The sequence below is a fragment of the Streptococcus oralis genome (assembly GCF_026782125.1).
Taxonomy (GTDB): Bacteria; Bacillota; Bacilli; order Lactobacillales; family Streptococcaceae; genus Streptococcus; species Streptococcus oralis_CE.
The window spans coordinates 35436-51940 of sequence record NZ_JAKUVY010000008.1 but is presented as its reverse complement, the minus strand read 5'-3'; the positions used below and the strand labels follow the sequence as shown (position 1 = coordinate 51940).

The 16505-nt window shown below is 39.9% G+C and carries 18 protein-coding genes; 3 read left to right on the top strand and 15 right to left on the bottom strand.

Annotation, left to right across the window (positions count from 1 at the left end):
• Positions 1-34 precede the first annotated feature (34 nt).
• The 6 genes from rplI to MK385_RS08655 all read right to left on the bottom strand — a co-directional run bounded on the left by rplI (position 35) and on the right by MK385_RS08655 (position 6460).
• On the bottom strand, positions 35-487 hold the full coding sequence (gene rplI / locus MK385_RS08680; protein ID WP_042768724.1) for a 50S ribosomal protein L9: 453 nt from the start codon (positions 485-487) through the stop codon (positions 35-37).
• Entirely contained in the window at positions 484-2457 is a 1974-nt protein-coding gene (locus MK385_RS08675; RefSeq protein WP_042768723.1) for a DHH family phosphoesterase, read from the bottom strand. Before MK385_RS08675 ends, rplI begins: the two co-directional genes overlap by 4 nt.
• 157 nt (positions 2458-2614) lie before the next feature.
• Positions 2615-3793, bottom strand: a complete 1179-nt coding sequence (locus MK385_RS08670; protein WP_268725831.1) for an acetyl-CoA C-acetyltransferase — start codon at positions 3791-3793, stop codon at positions 2615-2617.
• Between the two features lie 81 nt (positions 3794-3874).
• Positions 3875-4423 (bottom strand): ribosome hibernation-promoting factor, HPF/YfiA family, encoded by a 549-nt coding sequence (gene hpf / locus MK385_RS08665; protein ID WP_000599103.1) that lies wholly within the window; start codon positions 4421-4423, stop codon positions 3875-3877.
• Between the two features lie 79 nt (positions 4424-4502).
• Positions 4503-5165, bottom strand: coding sequence for a ComF family protein (locus MK385_RS08660; protein ID WP_268725830.1), 663 nt, complete (start codon positions 5163-5165; stop codon positions 4503-4505).
• On the bottom strand, positions 5162-6460 hold the full coding sequence (locus tag MK385_RS08655; RefSeq protein WP_268725829.1) for a DEAD/DEAH box helicase: 1299 nt from the start codon (positions 6458-6460) through the stop codon (positions 5162-5164). The genes MK385_RS08660 and MK385_RS08655 overlap by 4 nt, the downstream gene beginning before the upstream one ends.
• 56 nt (positions 6461-6516) lie before the next feature.
• Between MK385_RS08655 and MK385_RS08650 the strand changes: the two genes are divergently transcribed.
• The 3 genes from MK385_RS08650 to cysK all read left to right on the top strand — a co-directional run bounded on the left by MK385_RS08650 (position 6517) and on the right by cysK (position 8634).
• Complete coding sequence (locus MK385_RS08650; protein WP_268725828.1) at positions 6517-7152, top strand: YigZ family protein; 636 nt, start codon at positions 6517-6519, stop codon at positions 7150-7152.
• Between the two features lie 15 nt (positions 7153-7167).
• Complete coding sequence (locus MK385_RS08645) at positions 7168-7611, top strand: PH domain-containing protein (RefSeq protein WP_268725827.1); 444 nt, start codon at positions 7168-7170, stop codon at positions 7609-7611.
• A 96-nt stretch (positions 7612-7707) separates the two neighbouring features.
• Positions 7708-8634 (top strand): cysteine synthase A, encoded by a 927-nt coding sequence (cysK, locus tag MK385_RS08640; protein WP_268725826.1) that lies wholly within the window; start codon positions 7708-7710, stop codon positions 8632-8634.
• 89 nt (positions 8635-8723) lie between these two features.
• Here the strand turns inward: cysK and tsf are convergent, their stop codons facing one another.
• From tsf to pgsA, 9 genes are all read right to left on the bottom strand, one after another.
• Positions 8724-9764, bottom strand: a complete 1041-nt coding sequence (gene tsf / locus MK385_RS08635) for a translation elongation factor Ts (RefSeq protein ID WP_049537934.1) — start codon at positions 9762-9764, stop codon at positions 8724-8726.
• Between the two features lie 79 nt (positions 9765-9843).
• On the bottom strand, positions 9844-10623 hold the full coding sequence (gene rpsB / locus MK385_RS08630) for a 30S ribosomal protein S2 (protein WP_000268475.1): 780 nt from the start codon (positions 10621-10623) through the stop codon (positions 9844-9846).
• 223 nt (positions 10624-10846) lie between these two features.
• The gene (pcsB, locus tag MK385_RS08625) at positions 10847-12055 is read right to left on the bottom strand and encodes a peptidoglycan hydrolase PcsB (protein ID WP_255778207.1); all 1209 of its coding nucleotides are present in this window, start codon (positions 12053-12055) and stop codon (positions 10847-10849) included.
• A 93-nt stretch (positions 12056-12148) separates the two neighbouring features.
• Positions 12149-12643 (bottom strand): rod shape-determining protein MreD, encoded by a 495-nt coding sequence (gene mreD / locus MK385_RS08620; RefSeq protein WP_268725825.1) that lies wholly within the window; start codon positions 12641-12643, stop codon positions 12149-12151.
• Positions 12644-12645: 2 nt separating this feature from the next.
• Complete coding sequence (mreC, locus tag MK385_RS08615; protein ID WP_268725824.1) at positions 12646-13461, bottom strand: rod shape-determining protein MreC; 816 nt, start codon at positions 13459-13461, stop codon at positions 12646-12648.
• A gap of 60 nt (positions 13462-13521) precedes the next feature.
• Positions 13522-14316, bottom strand: a complete 795-nt coding sequence (locus MK385_RS08610) for an energy-coupling factor transporter transmembrane component T family protein (RefSeq protein WP_000377878.1) — start codon at positions 14314-14316, stop codon at positions 13522-13524.
• A complete protein-coding gene (locus MK385_RS08605) occupies positions 14309-15148 on the bottom strand; it encodes an energy-coupling factor transporter ATPase (protein WP_000513210.1) in 840 nt (279 codons plus the stop codon). Before MK385_RS08605 ends, MK385_RS08610 begins: the two co-directional genes overlap by 8 nt.
• On the bottom strand, positions 15133-15960 hold the full coding sequence (locus MK385_RS08600; RefSeq protein WP_268725823.1) for an energy-coupling factor ABC transporter ATP-binding protein: 828 nt from the start codon (positions 15958-15960) through the stop codon (positions 15133-15135). The genes MK385_RS08605 and MK385_RS08600 overlap by 16 nt, the downstream gene beginning before the upstream one ends.
• Positions 15957-16502, bottom strand: coding sequence for a CDP-diacylglycerol--glycerol-3-phosphate 3-phosphatidyltransferase (gene pgsA, locus MK385_RS08595; RefSeq protein WP_268725822.1), 546 nt, complete (start codon positions 16500-16502; stop codon positions 15957-15959). Before pgsA ends, MK385_RS08600 begins: the two co-directional genes overlap by 4 nt.
• Positions 16503-16505: the final 3 nt, after the last annotated feature.

The window sequence follows — 16505 nt, the reverse complement described above, 5'->3', positions numbered from 1 at the left end:
CTTCCTTTTACAATCTTGTAAAGAAGTTATAAACTTAACCTTCTTTTACACGAAGATTGATGACACTGGTAACATCTTGGTAGATCTTCACTGGTACATCAATCAAACCTACTGCTCGAATTGGTGCTTGGACTTGAATATTGCGTTTGTCAATCTTGATACCAAACTGCTTTTGCAATTCTTCTGCAATTTTCTTGTTAGTGATAGAGCCAAATGTACGGCCATCTGGTCCAACCTTTTCAACAAACTCTACAACTGTTTCTTCTGCTTCAAGCTTAGCCTTGATGGCTTTTGCTTCAGCAATCATCTCTGCATGAGCTTTTTCTTCAGATTTTTGTTTTCCACGCAACTCACCCACTGCTTGAGCAGTCGCTTCCCTGGCCAAATTCTTTTTAATCAGGAAGTTTTGAGCGTAGCCAGTTGGAACTTCCTTAATTTCACCTTTTTTCCCTTTTCCTTTAACATCTGCTAAAAAGATTACTTTCATTCTTCTTTCTCCTTTTCCTTTAGTTCTTCCAAGATTAGTTGAGTCAATTTTTCTCCTGCTTCCGACAAACTCATATCCTCAATTTGCGCGGCAGCTAGATTAAAGTGACCACCGCCACCCAACTCTTCCATAATGCGTTGGACATTGATTTTACTACGACTTCGAGCTGAGATAGAAATAAATCCTTGTGTATTTTTTGCCAGAACGAAACTAGCCTCAATACCAGACATAGCCAGCATAGCATCGGCAGCCTTACTGATAACAACTGTGTCATAAGTCGTTGAGTCCTTAGCTTGGGCAATCAAGATATCTGAACCTAACTTACGACCTTGTAAAATGAGTTCATTTACCTCACGGTACTCTTCAAAATCTGTCGCAGCAATCTCCTGGATAGCAATACTGTCACTTCCCCGTGTTCTCAGATAGCTAGCCACATCAAAGGTTCGGCTCGTCACGCGAGATGTGAAATTCTTGGTATCCAGCATCATACCAGCCATCAAAACACTGGCCTGCATACGACTCAAACGATTCTTCTTAGAATTTTGGAACTGAATCAATTCTGTGACCAACTCACTGGCACTACTTGCCCCACTTTCAATATAGGTGATGACTGCATTCTCAGGGAAATCCTGATCACGTCTATGATGGTCAATAACAATAGTTTGAGTGAACAAATCATAAAAATCTTTTGACAAGGTCAAAGCCGTCTTGGAATGATCCACAAGAATCAATAATGAACGGTTTGTAACTAACTTCATCGCATCTGTAAGAGATAAAAGTTTCGTGACATCTTCCTTCTTCAAGAAATGGATAGCACGTTCGATATCTGCTGGCATCTGGTCTGCATCATAGACAGCATAACTGTTCTCAATAATATTACTTGCAAACAACTGCATACCAACAGCAGAGCCCAAAGCATCCATATCTAGATTTTTATGACCGACCACAAAAACTTGGTCAACACTTCGAATTTTATCAGAAATGGCTGTCATCATAGCTCTCGTACGTGTACGAGTACGTTTGATAGATGCAGCAGTTCCTCCACCGAAGTAGACTGGATTCTTGGTTTCGTTATTTTCCTTGACCACCACCTGGTCACCACCGCGAACTTCTGCTAAGTTCAAGTTGAGCAAGGCAATTTTCCCTATCTCTTCATGATTTCCATCACCATAAGAAAATCCCATACTTAAGGTTAGGGCTAGCTGCCTCTGTTTTGATTCTTCTCGGAAAGTATCAATAACAGAGAATTTATCATTCATCAATTCCTCTAGTACCGTGTAATCTGTGAATACATAAAAACGATCCATCCCCACACGACGAGAGAACATAGCATACTTACTAGCAAATTCTGAAACAAAATTGGCTACAAAACTATTGATATGACTGATATCGGAATCGGATGTCGCATCCTCCAAATCATCATAGTTATCTACCGAGATGACTCCAATGACTGGACGGCTAGTTACCAATTCAACAGTTGCTTCATATTCCCCAGAAACATCAAAGAAATACAAAACACCCGAAACCTTGTCCATATGAACAGCATATCGTGTTTCGCCCAAGGTAGCATACGAACCTGGATTCCCAACAGAAGCCTTGATGATGGTTTGAATTAACTCAACATCAATTTCGCCTTCTTCAGTAGTCAAAATTAGCTCAGCATAGGGATTAAACCATTCCACTTCTCCGCTTGATAAGTCTAATTTCAGGACTCCCACCGGCATTTGATCAAGCAAAGTACTCAAGCTATTTTCAGCTTGGTGATTTACATATTGGATTTGTTCAATTTCGCTCTTTTCATACTGTTTTTTTTGCCATACAAATAAAAGCAGATAAAGCAGTACAAATAAAAACAAAACAATGATTGTTACAGCAAGATTATGTGAAAAAATAATCAGCAAAGTTAAGATTCCGAAAGTTGCAAGTCCTAGCCAGACTGCAGAAAACGGGATTAAATTATTTTTTTTCATTCTAAACCTCTTGCGCATTATTATATCACAAAAACCCTTAAAAAGCGACCTTTTAAAAGATGCAAGCCCTTCTTTCATGATTGATTTCTTCTAACCTCAGACACAAAAAGAGGAGAGAATCATCACCCTCCTACCTACGTGTTCAGATTACTAACACCTATCGTTCCACGATAAGAGCAGTCCCCATCCCTCCTCCGATACAGAGAGTTGCTAACCCTGTTTTAGCATCACGCTTCATCATCTCATGTACCAGTGTCACTAGGATTCGGCAACCGGAAGCCCCAATTGGGTGACCAAGAGCAATGGCGCCACCATTGACATTGACAATATCTGTGTTAAAGCCAAGTGTTTTCCCAACTGCACAAGCCTGGGCAGCAAAGGCTTCATTTGACTCAATCAAGTCGAGATCCTCAACTGTCAAATTGCCTTTTTCAAGAGCCTTGCGAGTCGCATAAATCGGTCCACATCCCATCATCTTAGGATCCAAACCTGCACTTGCATACGAACGAATGCGCGCAATCACTGAAAGTCCTAATTCTTCCGCTTTTTCAGCACTCATGACCAAGACAGCCGCTGCCCCGTCATTGATACCTGAAGCATTTCCCGCTGTGACAGAACCGTCTTTTTTGAAAACAGGACGCAGCTTAGACAGACTCTCCAAACTTGCATCTTTTCTAGGAAATTCATCTGTATCAAAGACGATAGGATCGCCTTTACGTTGAGGAATGACCACCGGAACAATCTCTCCCTTAAAGCGTCCAGATTCTATAGCCGCCACTGCTCGTTTTTGTGATTCCAAAGCAAGCGCATCTTGATCATCCCGGCTAATACCATATTCTTCTGCCACATTCTCAGCTGTAATTCCCATATGGTATTCGTTAAAGGCATCAGACAAACCGTCCTTAAGCATGGTATCAACAACTTTCGAATCGCCCATACGACCACCCCAACGGAAACTTGGCAAAACGTATGGCGCCTGACTCATGTTTTCTGCACCACCAGCTACGATAATATCTGCATCGCCACATCGAATCGCTTGAGCAGCCAACTGCACGGCCTTCAAACCGGAACCACAAACCTTGTTGATAGTAAAGGCTGGTGTAAATTCAGGGAGTCCTGCATGAACGCTCATTTGACGAGCTACGTTTTGCCCTAAACCTGCGCCTAGGACATTCCCCATAATCACTTCATCTACTAGCTCTGGTTTGACATTGGCTTTTTCCAAAGCACTCTTAATAACCAACGCTCCCAAATCAACAGCTGAAACATTCTTCAAACTTCCTCCAAAGGAGCCTATTGGAGTTCGCACTGCCGAAACAATCACCACGTTTTTCATAACTGCCTCCATTTATACCTTTTATAATGATGCAATACAAAAGTGGTTTACACCAGTGTAAACCACTTTGAAAATTCTATTTTATGATTCTTTCACTTCTAACAAACCAACTTCACCATCTTCACGGCGATACAAAACATTTGTTGTTTGATCTTCTACATCTACATAGATAAAGAAATCATGTCCCAACAAATCCATTTGAAGAAGGGCTTCTTCTAAATCCATTGGCTTCAAATCAATTTGTTTTGAACGAACGACTTTTGGTTGCACAACATTTGCATCTTCAACTAGAGCATCTGTAAAGAGTTGACTTGTCGCAACTTTATTTTTATTCTTACGTTCGATTTTAGTTTTATTTTTACGAATCTGACGTTCAATTTTATCTGTCACAAGATCGATAGAACCATACATATCTTGAGAAATATCTTCAGCACGAAGAGTAATAGATCCAAGCGGAATTGTTACTTCAACCTTTGCTGTTTTTTCACGATAAACTTTCAAGTTCACACGTGCATCCAACTCCTGATCAGGTTGAAAATACTTTTCGATCTTTTCGAGTTTAGAAACTACATAATCACGAATTGCTTCTGTTACTTCTAGGTTTTCACCACGGATACTATATTTAATCATATAAGTACCTTCTTTCTAAACATTTTTGTTTTTCTAACTATATTATAACGCTTTCATTTTCATTTTGCAAATTTTTTCCTCATCTTACAAGGGAAAAAGTTTTAACTTCCAAAGCACCTGCTTCTTCCAAAAGTCGTTTCACACGATTCACAGTTGCCCCTGTTGTATAGATGTCATCAATCAGCAAAATCTTCTTAGGAAGTGGGATTCCATCTTTAATAAAAAATGGAATTTCAGTAGCTAACCTTTCCAAACGGCTTTTAGAAGAACTAGCACTCTCTTCTCTTTTTCCTAATATATCTTTAAAGGAAAAGCCTGCTGCCTCAACCAAACCCTCGACTTGGTTAACCCCCCTCTCAATTAATCTTTCAGGACTTAGGGGAATGACAACAAATTGATAACCTCTATACTTTTTCAGCTCTTTAGCAATTACGGAAGCAAAAACTTTTCTAAGCAAAAAATCTCCATCAAACTTATATCGACTGAAAAAGTCTTTCATAGCTTGATTATAGGTAAAGATTGCCTTATGATCAACCTGAATTCCTTCTTTACACCAACGTTTACAATCTTGACACTGAGTTGACAAGCCTATTTTCATACAATTTGGGCAACAATTCTCACCAATCTTCTCAAAACTAGAAGCACAATCTGAACAAAGATAACTGCAGTCATCCTTCAAAAGGAAGAGACTACTAAAAGTCAGCTCACTCTTTGTAGTCTGGCCACATAGTAAACAGTTCATAATCCCGCCTCCTTGTTCATCTGCTTGATTTCCTTGATTGCCTTCTTGATGGAAGTATTTAACCCATCATTAAAGAAGAGCAACTCACCAGTTGGTCTGTCCATACTACGCCCAACTCGACCACCAATCTGAATCAAACTAGACTTTGTAAAGAGCCTATGATTAGCTTCTACTACGAAAACATCCACACAAGGGAAGGTAACCCCACGTTCCAAGATTGTCGTACTGATCAGTATTGTCAGTTCTCCATCTCGAAAAGCTTGCACTTGCTCTAATCGATTTTCTGTGACAGAAGATACAAAACCGATATTCTCATTCGGGAACTGCTCCTGCAAGATTTCTTTTAGTTTCTCTCCTTTTTTAATCTCTGATGCAAAAATCAGCAGTGGATAACCTGTTCTTCTCTGCCTCTCAATATAGGTCTTTAACTTAGATGACAACTGACTTTTCTCTAAACAGCTATTAAAATCCGATAACCAGAGAGGTTTAGGAATAATCAAAGGATTTCCATGAAACCGTCTTGGCAAGCTTAATCGTTTTAATTCTCCTGTGCGAACCTTCCTATCTAACTCATCTGTAGAAGTTGCTGTAAGGAATATTCTTAATCCATCCTCCTTTACACTATTCTTTACAGCATAGTAAAGCATAGAGTTGTCAACATAAGGAAAGGCATCTACCTCATCCACTATCAACAAATCAAAAGCATGATAAAATTTTAATAACTGATGAGTTGTTGCAACTACTAAGGGGGTTCGAAAATAGGGCTCTGATTCGCCATGGAGTAGCGCTATATCGCAAGCAAAGTCATTCTGCAGTCGCTTATACAGTTCCAAACACACATCAATTCGAGGACTTGCCAAACAAACTGCACCACCATCATCAATCACTTTCGCAACAACTTGATAAATCATCTCTGTCTTTCCAGCTCCTGTCACAGCATGAACTAAAGTCGGTTCTTTCTTTTCGACTGCTCGAATCAACCCCTCTGATACCTTCTCCTGAAAAGGGGTTAACTGACCACACCATTTGAGAACATCTTGCTTAGGAAAATCTTCCTGCGGAAAATAGTATAAAGCTTGATCACTCCTGACTCGCTTCATCAGCAAACACTCCCTGCAATAGTAGGCGCTAATAGGCAAATACCATTCTTCTAGAATCAAACTATTACAACGTTGACAAAACAGTTTCCCTTTCTCTTTTCTCATTGCTGGAAGTTTTTCAGCCATCTGACGTTCTTCTTCAGTTAATTCTTTCTCAGTAAACAAGCGACCAAGATAATTTGGATTTACTTTCATACTTCTTTATTCGTAAAAATCTAGCGCTTTAGATATTTTTTTAGTACAATTAAATCATGGAATTTAGAACTATTAAAGAGGTTGGACAGGTCCAAGAAGAAATCAAAAAATCGCGCTTTATCTGTCATGCCAAGCGTGTTTATAGTGAAGAAGAGGCTCGTGACTTTATCACTACCATCAAAAAAGAACACTACAAAGCCACCCATAACTGCTCTGCCTTTATTATTGGGGAACGCAGTGAAATCAAGCGTACGAGTGATGATGGCGAACCTAGTGGTACTGCTGGAGTCCCTATGCTTGGCGTCTTAGAAAATCATAATCTTACCAATGTCTGCGTAGTAGTTACTCGTTACTTTGGTGGAATTAAGTTAGGCGCTGGCGGTTTGATTCGCGCTTACGCAGGAAGTGTAGCCTTGGCTGTCAAAGAAATAGGCATTATTGAAATCAAAGAGCAAGCTGGCATAGCCATTCAGATGTCTTACGCTCAGTATCAAGAATATAGCAATTTTCTTAGAGAACATAAACTCACGGAAATCGAGACAAACTTTACAGATCAAATCGATACCATAATTTATGTTGATAAGGAAGAGAAAGAAAATATCAAGTCTGCTCTTGTAGAGTTTTTTAATGGAAAGGTTACTTTAACGGATCAAGGTTTACGAGAAGTTGAAGTTCCTGTAAACTTAGTGTAAACAAAGGAGAAATACATGGCGTTTGGAAAATTTATTCAAGGACTTGCTGGTAACTTCAGCGAGCAAAACAAAGAAGTTCTTATCAAAGAATATGGTCAATACCTACTAGAGAATGAAGAAATCCAAAGTGGATATAAGCTCATTCGTGACGCAATCATCTTTACAAATATTCGTATCATCTTTACAGATAAGCAAGGCGCTACTGGTCGCAAAATGTCTGTTAAATCACTCTTTTTGATGAACATTGTCAACGTTGAAATGGAAACTGCAGGAGCAGGTATAGACGATAGTGAGATTACGATCACTTATTTAGAGAATGTCTTTCTAAAAGCACATAATGAGCATTTTAGTTACCACAAATTTGAATTTCCTAAGAAAACGGATATTCTTCCCCTTTACTCCTACTTACTAGAACTTACTTATCACAATCGATTGAAAATTAATGGCTTAGACCTTTGATATAAAAAAATCCTATCGCTTCGATAGGATTTCTATATTTTACAAATAGCCTAGAGCACGCTATACTAGTATCATCTTATACAAAGAGGTATATCTATGACTATCTACAATAATATTACTGAACTAATCGGACAAACACCAATTGTTAAACTCAACAATATCGTTCCAGAGGGTGCTGCAGACGTCTATGTTAAACTAGAGGCCTTTAACCCAGGATCTTCAGTCAAAGACCGTATTGCCCTTAGCATGATTGAAAAGGCTGAGCAGGATGGCATTCTAAAACCCGGTGCTACTATTGTTGAAGCAACAAGTGGAAATACTGGAATCGGTCTTTCATGGGTTGGTGCTGCTAAAGGATATAAAGTTGTTATCGTCATGCCAGAAACGATGAGTGTGGAACGACGTAAGATTATCCAAGCCTATGGTGCTGAACTTGTCCTCACTCCTGGTAGCGAAGGTATGAAAGGTGCGATTGCTAAAGCCCAAGAAATTGCTGCTGAACGCGATGGTTTCCTACCATTACAGTTTAATAACCAAGCTAACCCAGAAGTTCACGAAAGAACAACAGGAGCTGAAATACTAGCTGCTTTCGGTTCTGATGGACTAGATGCATTTGTGGGTGGTGTTGGTACTGGTGGAACGATTTCAGGCGTTTCACATGCACTTAAAGCAGCAAATTCTAATATTCAAATTTTTGCAGTTGAAGCTGATGAATCTGCTATTCTGTCTGGCGAAAAACCAGGACCTCACAAAATTCAAGGTATCTCAGCTGGATTTATTCCTCAAACACTTGATACAGAAGCCTATGACGGTATCGTCCGTGTAACATCAGATGATGCTCTTGCACTTGGTCGTGAGATTGGCGGAAAAGAAGGCTTCCTTGTTGGGATTTCTTCCGCTGCAGCGATTTACGGTGCAATTGAAGTTGCTAAGAAATTAGGTACAGGTAAGAAAGTCCTTGCTTTAGCACCAGATAACGGCGAACGTTATCTGTCTACAGCACTCTATGAATTTGAAGTGTAGTCTCCTAAATGCACTTAGCCCTTATTAAAGGGCTTTTTGTTTACTCACTCTAAAATAAAAAAAGGAAGCAAATTGCTTCCTTTTCATTATTAGTTATTTAAGGCTGCTGCCATTGTAGCTGCAACTTCTGCTTCGAAGTCGTTCGCAGCTTTCTCAATTCCTTCACCAACTTCAAAGCGAGCGAACTCAACTACTGAAGCATTAACTGATTCAAGGTATGCTTCAACTGTCTTGCTGTCGTCCATGATGTAGACTTGTGCAAGAAGTGTGTATGCTTGGTCAACCTTAGTGTTGTCAAGCATGAAGCGATCCATTTTACCTGGGATGATTTTGTCCCAGATTTTTTCTGGTTTGCCTTCTGCAGCCAACTCAGCTTTGATATCAGCTTCAGCTTGAGCAATCACTTCATCAGTCAATTGCGCTTTTGATCCATACTTCAAGTGTGGAAGAGCTGGTTTACCAACCATTGCACGGCTTTCGTTATCTTGGTCGATGACGTGGTTCAATTGTGCCAACTCATCTTTAACGAATTGCTCATCCAATTCTTTGTAAGAAAGAACTGTTGGTTTCATCGCAGCAATGTGCATTGAGATTTGTTTAGCAAGCGCTTCGTCTCCACCTTCAATAACAGAGATAACACCGATACGGCCACCGTTGTGTTGGTAAGCTCCAAAGTGTTGTGCATCTGTTTTTTCAAGCAAAGCAAAACGACGGAATGAGATTTTTTCTCCGATAGTTGCTGTTGCAGACACATACGCTGCTTCAAGAGTTTCACCTGAAGGCATTGTCAAAGCAAGAGCTTCTTCATTGTTAGCTGGTTTTCCTTCAGCAATTACTTTAGCTGTAGCATTTACCAAGTCAACGAATTGAGCGTTTTTCGCAACGAAGTCAGTTTCAGCGTTTACTTCAACTACTGCTGCAACGTTACCGTTAACATAAACACCAGTCAAACCTTCTGCAGCAACGCGGTCAGCTTTCTTAGCTGCTTTCGCCATACCTTTTTCACGAAGCAATTCAATCGCTTTTTCGATGTCACCGTCTGTTTCTACAAGCGCTTTTTTAGCGTCCATAACACCGGCACCAGATTTTTCACGCAACTCTTTTACAAGTTTAGCTGTAATTTCTGCCATTTTGATTCTCCTATATTTTTTAAAAAATAGGAGAGCTGGGCTAGGCCCCGCCCTCCTAGGTAATTACTATTTATATGAATTAAGCGTTGTCGCCTTCTACAACTTCAACGATTTCTTCGATTGAGTCTGCTTGAGCTTCTGAAGCTGCAAATTCTGCTTCAACTGCTGCTGCATCTTCACCTTGACGTCCTTCGATGATAGCGTCAGCCAATTTAGCTGTGATCAATTTAACCGCGCGGATAGCGTCATCGTTAGCTGGGATGATTACATCGATATCATCTGGATCAGTGTTTGTGTCAACCATCGCTACAACTGGGATTCCCAATTTTTTAGCTTCTTTAACAGCGATTTGCTCTTTATGTGGGTCAACTACGTACATTACATCTGGGATACGAGGCATGTCTTCGATACCACCCAAGAATTTTTCAAGACGTGCACGTTGTTTGTTAAGAAGTGCAACTTCTTTCTTAGGAAGAACGTCGAAGATTCCTTCTTCTTCCATACGTTTGATTTCTTTCAAACGAGCAATACGTTTTTGGATAGTTCCCCAGTTAGTAAGAGTTCCACCCAACCAACGGTGGTTGATGTAGTATTGACCTGAACGCTCTGCTTCTTCTTTAACAGCGTCAGCAGCTTGTTTCTTAGTACCAACAAACAATACAACTGCATCGTTAGCTGCTGCATCACGCATAAAGTCGTAAGCTTGGTCAGCGTATTTTACAGTTTGTTGCAAGTCGATAACGTGAATTCCGTTACGCTCAGTGAAGATGTACTTAGCCATCTTAGGGTTCCAGCGACGAGTTTGGTGACCAAAGTGTACACCAGCCTCAAGAAGTTGTTTCATTGAAATTACTGCCATGAGTATTTCTCCTTTTTGTTTTTTTCCTCTCCTCGACTTCAACTTGCAAAACGACCCGAGGGCAACAGTTTCACAATTCATCAAGAATGAGTATTATCGTTTACACGACAAGTTTTATTTTACCACATTTTAGCCATATTTTCAAGTGGTTTTGATAGATTTCGGCCTTGCTTTCGATAAAAAATAATAAAAGAGACTCAATCGAGCCTCTTCGTTTCATTCATTAGTTTGGATAGATATAAGTAACGTAACCTTCAGAAGTTGTAGTTGGGTTGAACCATCCACGTTTGTTACCGATTGTACGATCTCCACCATAGTTTGATTCTGATACTTGAATGCTAGTTGATGATGAAACTGCTGTAACAACCGCTACGTGTCCATATCCACCGTCATTCCAACATGCAATCGCACCAACTTGTGGAGTTGATCCTGTACGGAATCCTGCAGCTGCTGCACTTGTAGCCCACTGTGCTCCGTTACCCCAGTAATCTCCAGCCCAAGGTGCTAATGTTTTAGCTCCCCAAGTACATTCACCAGTTGGATAACTTGAAGCATTTGTACTATATGTTGGACGCTGTCTTGTTGGAGTTGGTGCAGGTGCTGGAGTGTAGCTTGAATCATCATCTGATGAAGAGCTTGAAGTTGCTTGCACTTGATCTGAAAGTGTTGTATTTCCAGAAGCAACAACTGATTGTTGTTGGCTTGTTTGACGTGCTTTATATGCCGCTTCTGCTTCAGCTGCTGCTTTTGCTTCTGCCTCTGCTGCTGCTTTTTGTTCCAACAAAGTAGCTTTATCGCTTTCTGCAGTAGCTTTCTCTGCAGCAAGGTTTAACTCAGCAACTTTCAACTCTGCTTGTTTTGTTGTCAATGCTTGTGCATCGTCAGCAAGCGTTTGTTGGTTCGCAACGACAGTGTTGATTGCTTCATTATTTGCAACCTGTTTTTCAGCGATAGATTTCTTATCAGCTTTCTGTTGTTCCAACATTTTGTTGTTAGCTGATACGATCTCGCTCATCGCTGCAACACGTGAAATAGCTTCCGTAATTGATTTTGAGTTTACAATTGTATTGATGTAGCTAGTTGCAGCACCGTTTGTTTGTGCGCTACGTGCTTGTTTTTCCAAAGATTCATTACGAGCAACAATGTTCTTAGAGAGCTCTGTAATTTCTCCTTCAAGTTTTTTAGATTCAGCTTGTAGAGTTTCATTCTCAGCTTCCAAGTTCGTTTGTTGAGTTTGGATAGCTGTAACTTGCGTTTGGATTTCATCTACTTGTTTTTGAGCTTCTTTTTGTTGAGATGTCAAATTACTAATCTTACTATCTTGAGCAGCAATCTTTTCATCAGTTGTTTCAGCGTGGACAGTTGTCAATACCGCCGCTTGAGACACTAATACTGTACTTAATAAAAGTGACGCTAAGATTTTTTTCTTCATATTGTGTAGATACTCCTTCTATTTAAGACATTACTAGTATACCAAAAAAAGACATAATAAATATTACGCCTTTGTTACATTTTTATTTCTTTCTTATAGATAACATTTTTCAAAAATATATTGGAAAATAAGCATCCATAAAAAGTTTAAAATCATTGATGGGACAAGGCTGTAGACGATGAAAACTGGCATCGATTCTACTGTCAATCCCATAGCAAGAGCAAGGAGATAGCTCCCCATATCAAATAGGAAACTCATCACAACTATTGTTAACATTCTTGTCCAACGGTTTAGCAAAATTACACTATTAAATTTATGGAGCGAAGCACCTATCAAGATAAATAGAAGCGTCGCAATTCCTATCAAGTGGAAAAAATAGATATCGTACACCAAACCCACTATACAGCAATAAGCTAGATAGAGATATTCTGAAACCTCAATTGTCTCAAACAAGAGAAATAAAAACAGAAAATGACTTGCTAAATGAAAGTGAGGGAAGAAGGATCCCGCTAATTGTCCAATATGTACATCAATTAGTACGACAAAAGGGAGTAAAAAGAAAATACCAATTTGTTTTAACAGTCTCATTGCTAATTCCCCACTAACTCTACCACATGAAGATTTTTGGTGTCAGCACTTAACTTTACTGTTACCTCCTTTGTTAGATAATCACTGCTGTGTGTTATAGCAACAACTTCTCCAACAGGAATGTCCTTAACATTAAAGCTTCCGAGCCCCCCTGTAGTCACCTTGTCTCCTGCGCTAATGTCACTGTTGCTGTTTAATTGGCTAATTTTAAGCAGTTCAGACTCCTTGTCATAACCAACGATGATTCCGTAAATTTCAGTAGAGCCATGCAGGATTTTAACAGAAATTTTGTCTGAATTTTCGGTGTTTGTCAATAGGTTGACCGTTGTTGAATGCTCCTCTACTTTTGAAACACTACCAATCAAGCCCCCGTTTGCAATGGCCAACATATTTTCAGAAGCTCCTTTTGAACTTCCTGCATCAATTGTTAACTCTTGTTTCCAAGATACTGGAGCTCGCATAATCACATCTGCTGCAATGGTTTTTGTAGCCTGCAATTTTGACTTCATATCCAGCAACTGACGTAGTTGTTCATTTTCATTTTTTAAACTTTCTGATTGATTAGATTCCACCTCTAGTTGATAAAGCTGTTTCTTTAGACTCTCATTTTCATTGTACGTCTGCGTCAAATGTCCCAAATCCGATTTGAAAGTATCAAACCACTGAAAGGGTTTTTGAACAATTCTATCTACTAAGGAAATCCCATCTCCTAGTTTCGTCACAATAGCACTTGAATAGGTTGTCACTAATAGTACAGAAACTGCCAGAACTGTGACAAAAACGATGATTAGATATTTTGATTTTTTAAAACGGTTCATATTCCTACCTTTATACTAAAAACCTGCTACTGTGAGCTTCTTATCAATCCTACAAACCTGCTAAGATTTTAAGAAAAATAAGAAACATCCAAGTACCAAAATCACAAGAATTGCCAGTGTATCCTTTTGACTCCATCTCAACTGTCTATACTGACTTCTACCCTTTCCTCCCTGATAACCACGCGCTTCCATGGCAATTGCCAATGAATCTGCACGCTTTAAGCTCGTCGCAAAAAGAGGAATTAAAATCGGAATCATAGCCTTTACTTTTTGAACGATGCTACCCTCGCCAAAGTCAACTCCACGGGCTTTTTGAGCATTCATAATTCTCGTCGTGTCATCCATCAAGGTTGGAACAAAACGCAAACTCATTGATAACATGAGACCAATTTCATGAACGGGAACTTTCACACGTTTCAGCGGCGCTAAAAGAGCTTCAACTGCAGCTGCCAGACTCAAAGGCATGGTCGTTAATGTTAGCAAGGTTGAAAAGAAAATAATCAACACAAAACGACAGAAAATAATCCCAGCTTGCTGCAAAGCATAATCCGTTATTCTTATAAAAGAAAACTCAAATAAGACATTTCCACTTGAAATGAAAAAGAGTTGAAATAGAGTCGTAAAAGCAATCAAGAAAAACATGGATTTTAATCCCTGAACAAAAAATGAGAGGGAAACGCCCGACAAAGCGATAAATATACCTGTTGCTACAAAAAGAATGAGATTGGCGAGGGGATTATTGGCCCAAAATACAATCAAAATCAACAGGATCATAGCGAGCAATTTACTACGGGGATCCAAGCGATGAATGATGGAATCTCCTGGTATATAACGCCCTAAAATCATACTATCCATTTAGCGACTCCTTAAACTCCTCTATCTTGATTGGCAGTTTTTTAAAAGCTACACCCCTATCTGCCAAACGTTTACAAAAGGCTGTGATTTTAGGCACACCTAACTGTACTTTTTCCATAGAGGCTACATCTTGGAAAACTTCGCTCGGTTTGCCACTTTTGACCAAACGCCCCTTTTCCATAACATAGACCTGATCAGCATATGCAGCTACATCATCCATCAAATGCGTTACCAGGACGATTGTCATTCCAGCAAGGTGAAGTTTTTTAAACAGAGTCATCAATTCTTTTCTGCCCAAAGGATCTAGCCCTGCTGTTGGCTCATCCAAAACCAAGACAGTAGGCTCCATCGCTAGCATACCTGCAATGGCCACACGTCTCATCTGACCACCCGAAAGTTCAAATGGACTCCTCTCAAAGAGTGACTCATCGATGCCTACCAAGGCTAACTTTTCACGCGCAATTTTCTTGGCCTCTTCCTCAGAAACTCCAAAATTTTGCGGTCCAAATGCAACATCTTTCAAAACAGTCTCTTCGAAAATCTGATTTTCAGCAAATTGAAACACTAGACCGACTTGCTTTCGAATCTGACGAATTTCTTTATTGGTTGATGTAGGGGTAATGACGGTATCGAAAACTCGAACAGAACCCTTACTTGGTACCAATAAGCCATTTAAAAGCTGTAAAATCGTTGATTTCCCACTACCTGTGTGCCCTACCAAAGCCGTATAGGAACCATCCTCAATCGTCAAGGAAACATCAGTCAAGGCTGATGAAGATAGGGGAGTCCCCTCTTGATAGGTAAAGCTCACATTTTCTAGAGTAATTCCCATAACTTGTCCTCTAGCTCTCTTTCTGTCAAATAGCCATCCGGCAACTGATAACCTGTCTCTCTCAAAGAGCCTCTCAATTGATTAGCAAAAGGCTCATCTAACCCTATCTGGTCAAGGTCATTCCGAGAAAAAAGTTCTCTTGGGCTACTGGTTGACTCCACTTGGCCTTTTTTCATGACCAATACACGGTCACTCATCGCAACTTCCTCTAAATCATGTGTAATGGAGACGACTGTCATCTGGCGGTCTTTTCGAATCTCTTGAACTGTCTGAATCAATTCTCTGCGTCCCTCAGGATCCAACATACTTGTAGCCTCGTCCAAAATCAAAATAGCTGGCCTCAGGGCAACAACTCCCGCAATAGCTACCCGCTGTTTTTGTCCACCAGATAAACGAGCTGGTTCTCTCTTCTTAAAGTCCAGCATACCTACCAACTCCAAAGATTCAGCCACTCTCTTCTTCATTTCTTCTCGAGGAAGTCCCTGATTTTCTAATCCAAAGGCGACATCATCTTCAACAGTTGCCCCCACAAATTGGTTATCTGGATTTTGAAAAACCATACCAATTTGACGGCGTAAGTCCCAAACATTCTCAGAGGACAGCAATTGCCCATCAATCCAGATTCCCCCAGACTCTGCTTCAAGCAAGCCATCAATCAAACGGATAGTTGTCGATTTTCCACTCCCATTATGACCTACAATTGAAAGCCATTCTCCCCGTTTCACGTGAAACGAGACATTATTAACATCATAATGATCCTGGTCTTCCTTGTAACGAAAAGACAGATCTTTTACTTCAATAATCGATTTCATTTCGAACCAAATGTCCCTTTGAATATATGAGCGCTACCCTTGAAATAATCATAGCCAGAGTAGATAGTGAAAAACAAAGCGATATAAAGCAACAGCTGACCAATTAAATTCCAATGTAAGAGCAAAAAGATAATGGCAAACATTTGACTAAAGGTCTTGATTTTCCCAGGCATCGCTGCTGCTAGAACTGTCCCTCCCGTCTCAACAAGCAACAAACGCAAGCCTGTCACCGCAAGTTCACGACAGATGATAATAGCAACAACCCAAGCTGGAGCCATACCTAACTCAATCAACATGATAAAAGCTGACATAACCAACAGCTTATCGGCCATCGGATCAGCAAACTTTCCAAAGTTGCTGACTACATTCCATTTACGAGCAAGGTAGCCATCAAGATAATCCGTTATACTAGCAACTGCAAAGATGATCGCTGCCAGCAGGTGACTGACTTGTGAATGGCCCAAAGTCAAAATAAGAATAAAGAGAGGTATAAAGAGAATTCTAACAATAGTTAATACATTAGGAATTTGTTCTTTTTTCATTGA

Excerpts from the sequence above, each read along its gene's own strand:
- rplI (WP_042768724.1), bottom strand. The coding sequence starts at position 487 with ATGAAAGTAATCTTTTTAGCAGATGTTAAAGGAAAAGGGAAAAAAGGT.
- MK385_RS08675 (WP_042768723.1), bottom strand. The coding sequence starts at position 2,457 with ATGAAAAAAAATAATTTAATCCCGTTTTCTGCAGTCTGGCTAGGACTT.
- MK385_RS08670 (WP_268725831.1), bottom strand. The coding sequence starts at position 3,793 with ATGAAAAACGTGGTGATTGTTTCGGCAGTGCGAACTCCAATAGGCTCC.
- hpf (WP_000599103.1), bottom strand. The coding sequence starts at position 4,423 with ATGATTAAATATAGTATCCGTGGTGAAAACCTAGAAGTAACAGAAGCA.
- MK385_RS08660 (WP_268725830.1), bottom strand. The coding sequence starts at position 5,165 with ATGAACTGTTTACTATGTGGCCAGACTACAAAGAGTGAGCTGACTTTT.
- MK385_RS08655 (WP_268725829.1), bottom strand. The coding sequence starts at position 6,460 with ATGAAAGTAAATCCAAATTATCTTGGTCGCTTGTTTACTGAGAAAGAA.
- MK385_RS08650 (WP_268725828.1), top strand. The coding sequence starts at position 6,517 with ATGGAATTTAGAACTATTAAAGAGGTTGGACAGGTCCAAGAAGAAATC.
- MK385_RS08645 (WP_268725827.1), top strand. The coding sequence starts at position 7,168 with ATGGCGTTTGGAAAATTTATTCAAGGACTTGCTGGTAACTTCAGCGAG.
- cysK (WP_268725826.1), top strand. The coding sequence starts at position 7,708 with ATGACTATCTACAATAATATTACTGAACTAATCGGACAAACACCAATT.
- tsf (WP_049537934.1), bottom strand. The coding sequence starts at position 9,764 with ATGGCAGAAATTACAGCTAAACTTGTAAAAGAGTTGCGTGAAAAATCT.
- rpsB (WP_000268475.1), bottom strand. The coding sequence starts at position 10,623 with ATGGCAGTAATTTCAATGAAACAACTTCTTGAGGCTGGTGTACACTTT.
- pcsB (WP_255778207.1), bottom strand. The coding sequence starts at position 12,055 with ATGAAGAAAAAAATCTTAGCGTCACTTTTATTAAGTACAGTATTAGTG.
- mreD (WP_268725825.1), bottom strand. The coding sequence starts at position 12,643 with ATGAGACTGTTAAAACAAATTGGTATTTTCTTTTTACTCCCTTTTGTC.
- mreC (WP_268725824.1), bottom strand. The coding sequence starts at position 13,461 with ATGAACCGTTTTAAAAAATCAAAATATCTAATCATCGTTTTTGTCACA.
- MK385_RS08610 (WP_000377878.1), bottom strand. The coding sequence starts at position 14,316 with ATGGATAGTATGATTTTAGGGCGTTATATACCAGGAGATTCCATCATT.
- MK385_RS08605 (WP_000513210.1), bottom strand. The coding sequence starts at position 15,148 with ATGGGAATTACTCTAGAAAATGTGAGCTTTACCTATCAAGAGGGGACT.
- MK385_RS08600 (WP_268725823.1), bottom strand. The coding sequence starts at position 15,960 with ATGAAATCGATTATTGAAGTAAAAGATCTGTCTTTTCGTTACAAGGAA.
- pgsA (WP_268725822.1), bottom strand. The coding sequence starts at position 16,502 with ATGAAAAAAGAACAAATTCCTAATGTATTAACTATTGTTAGAATTCTC.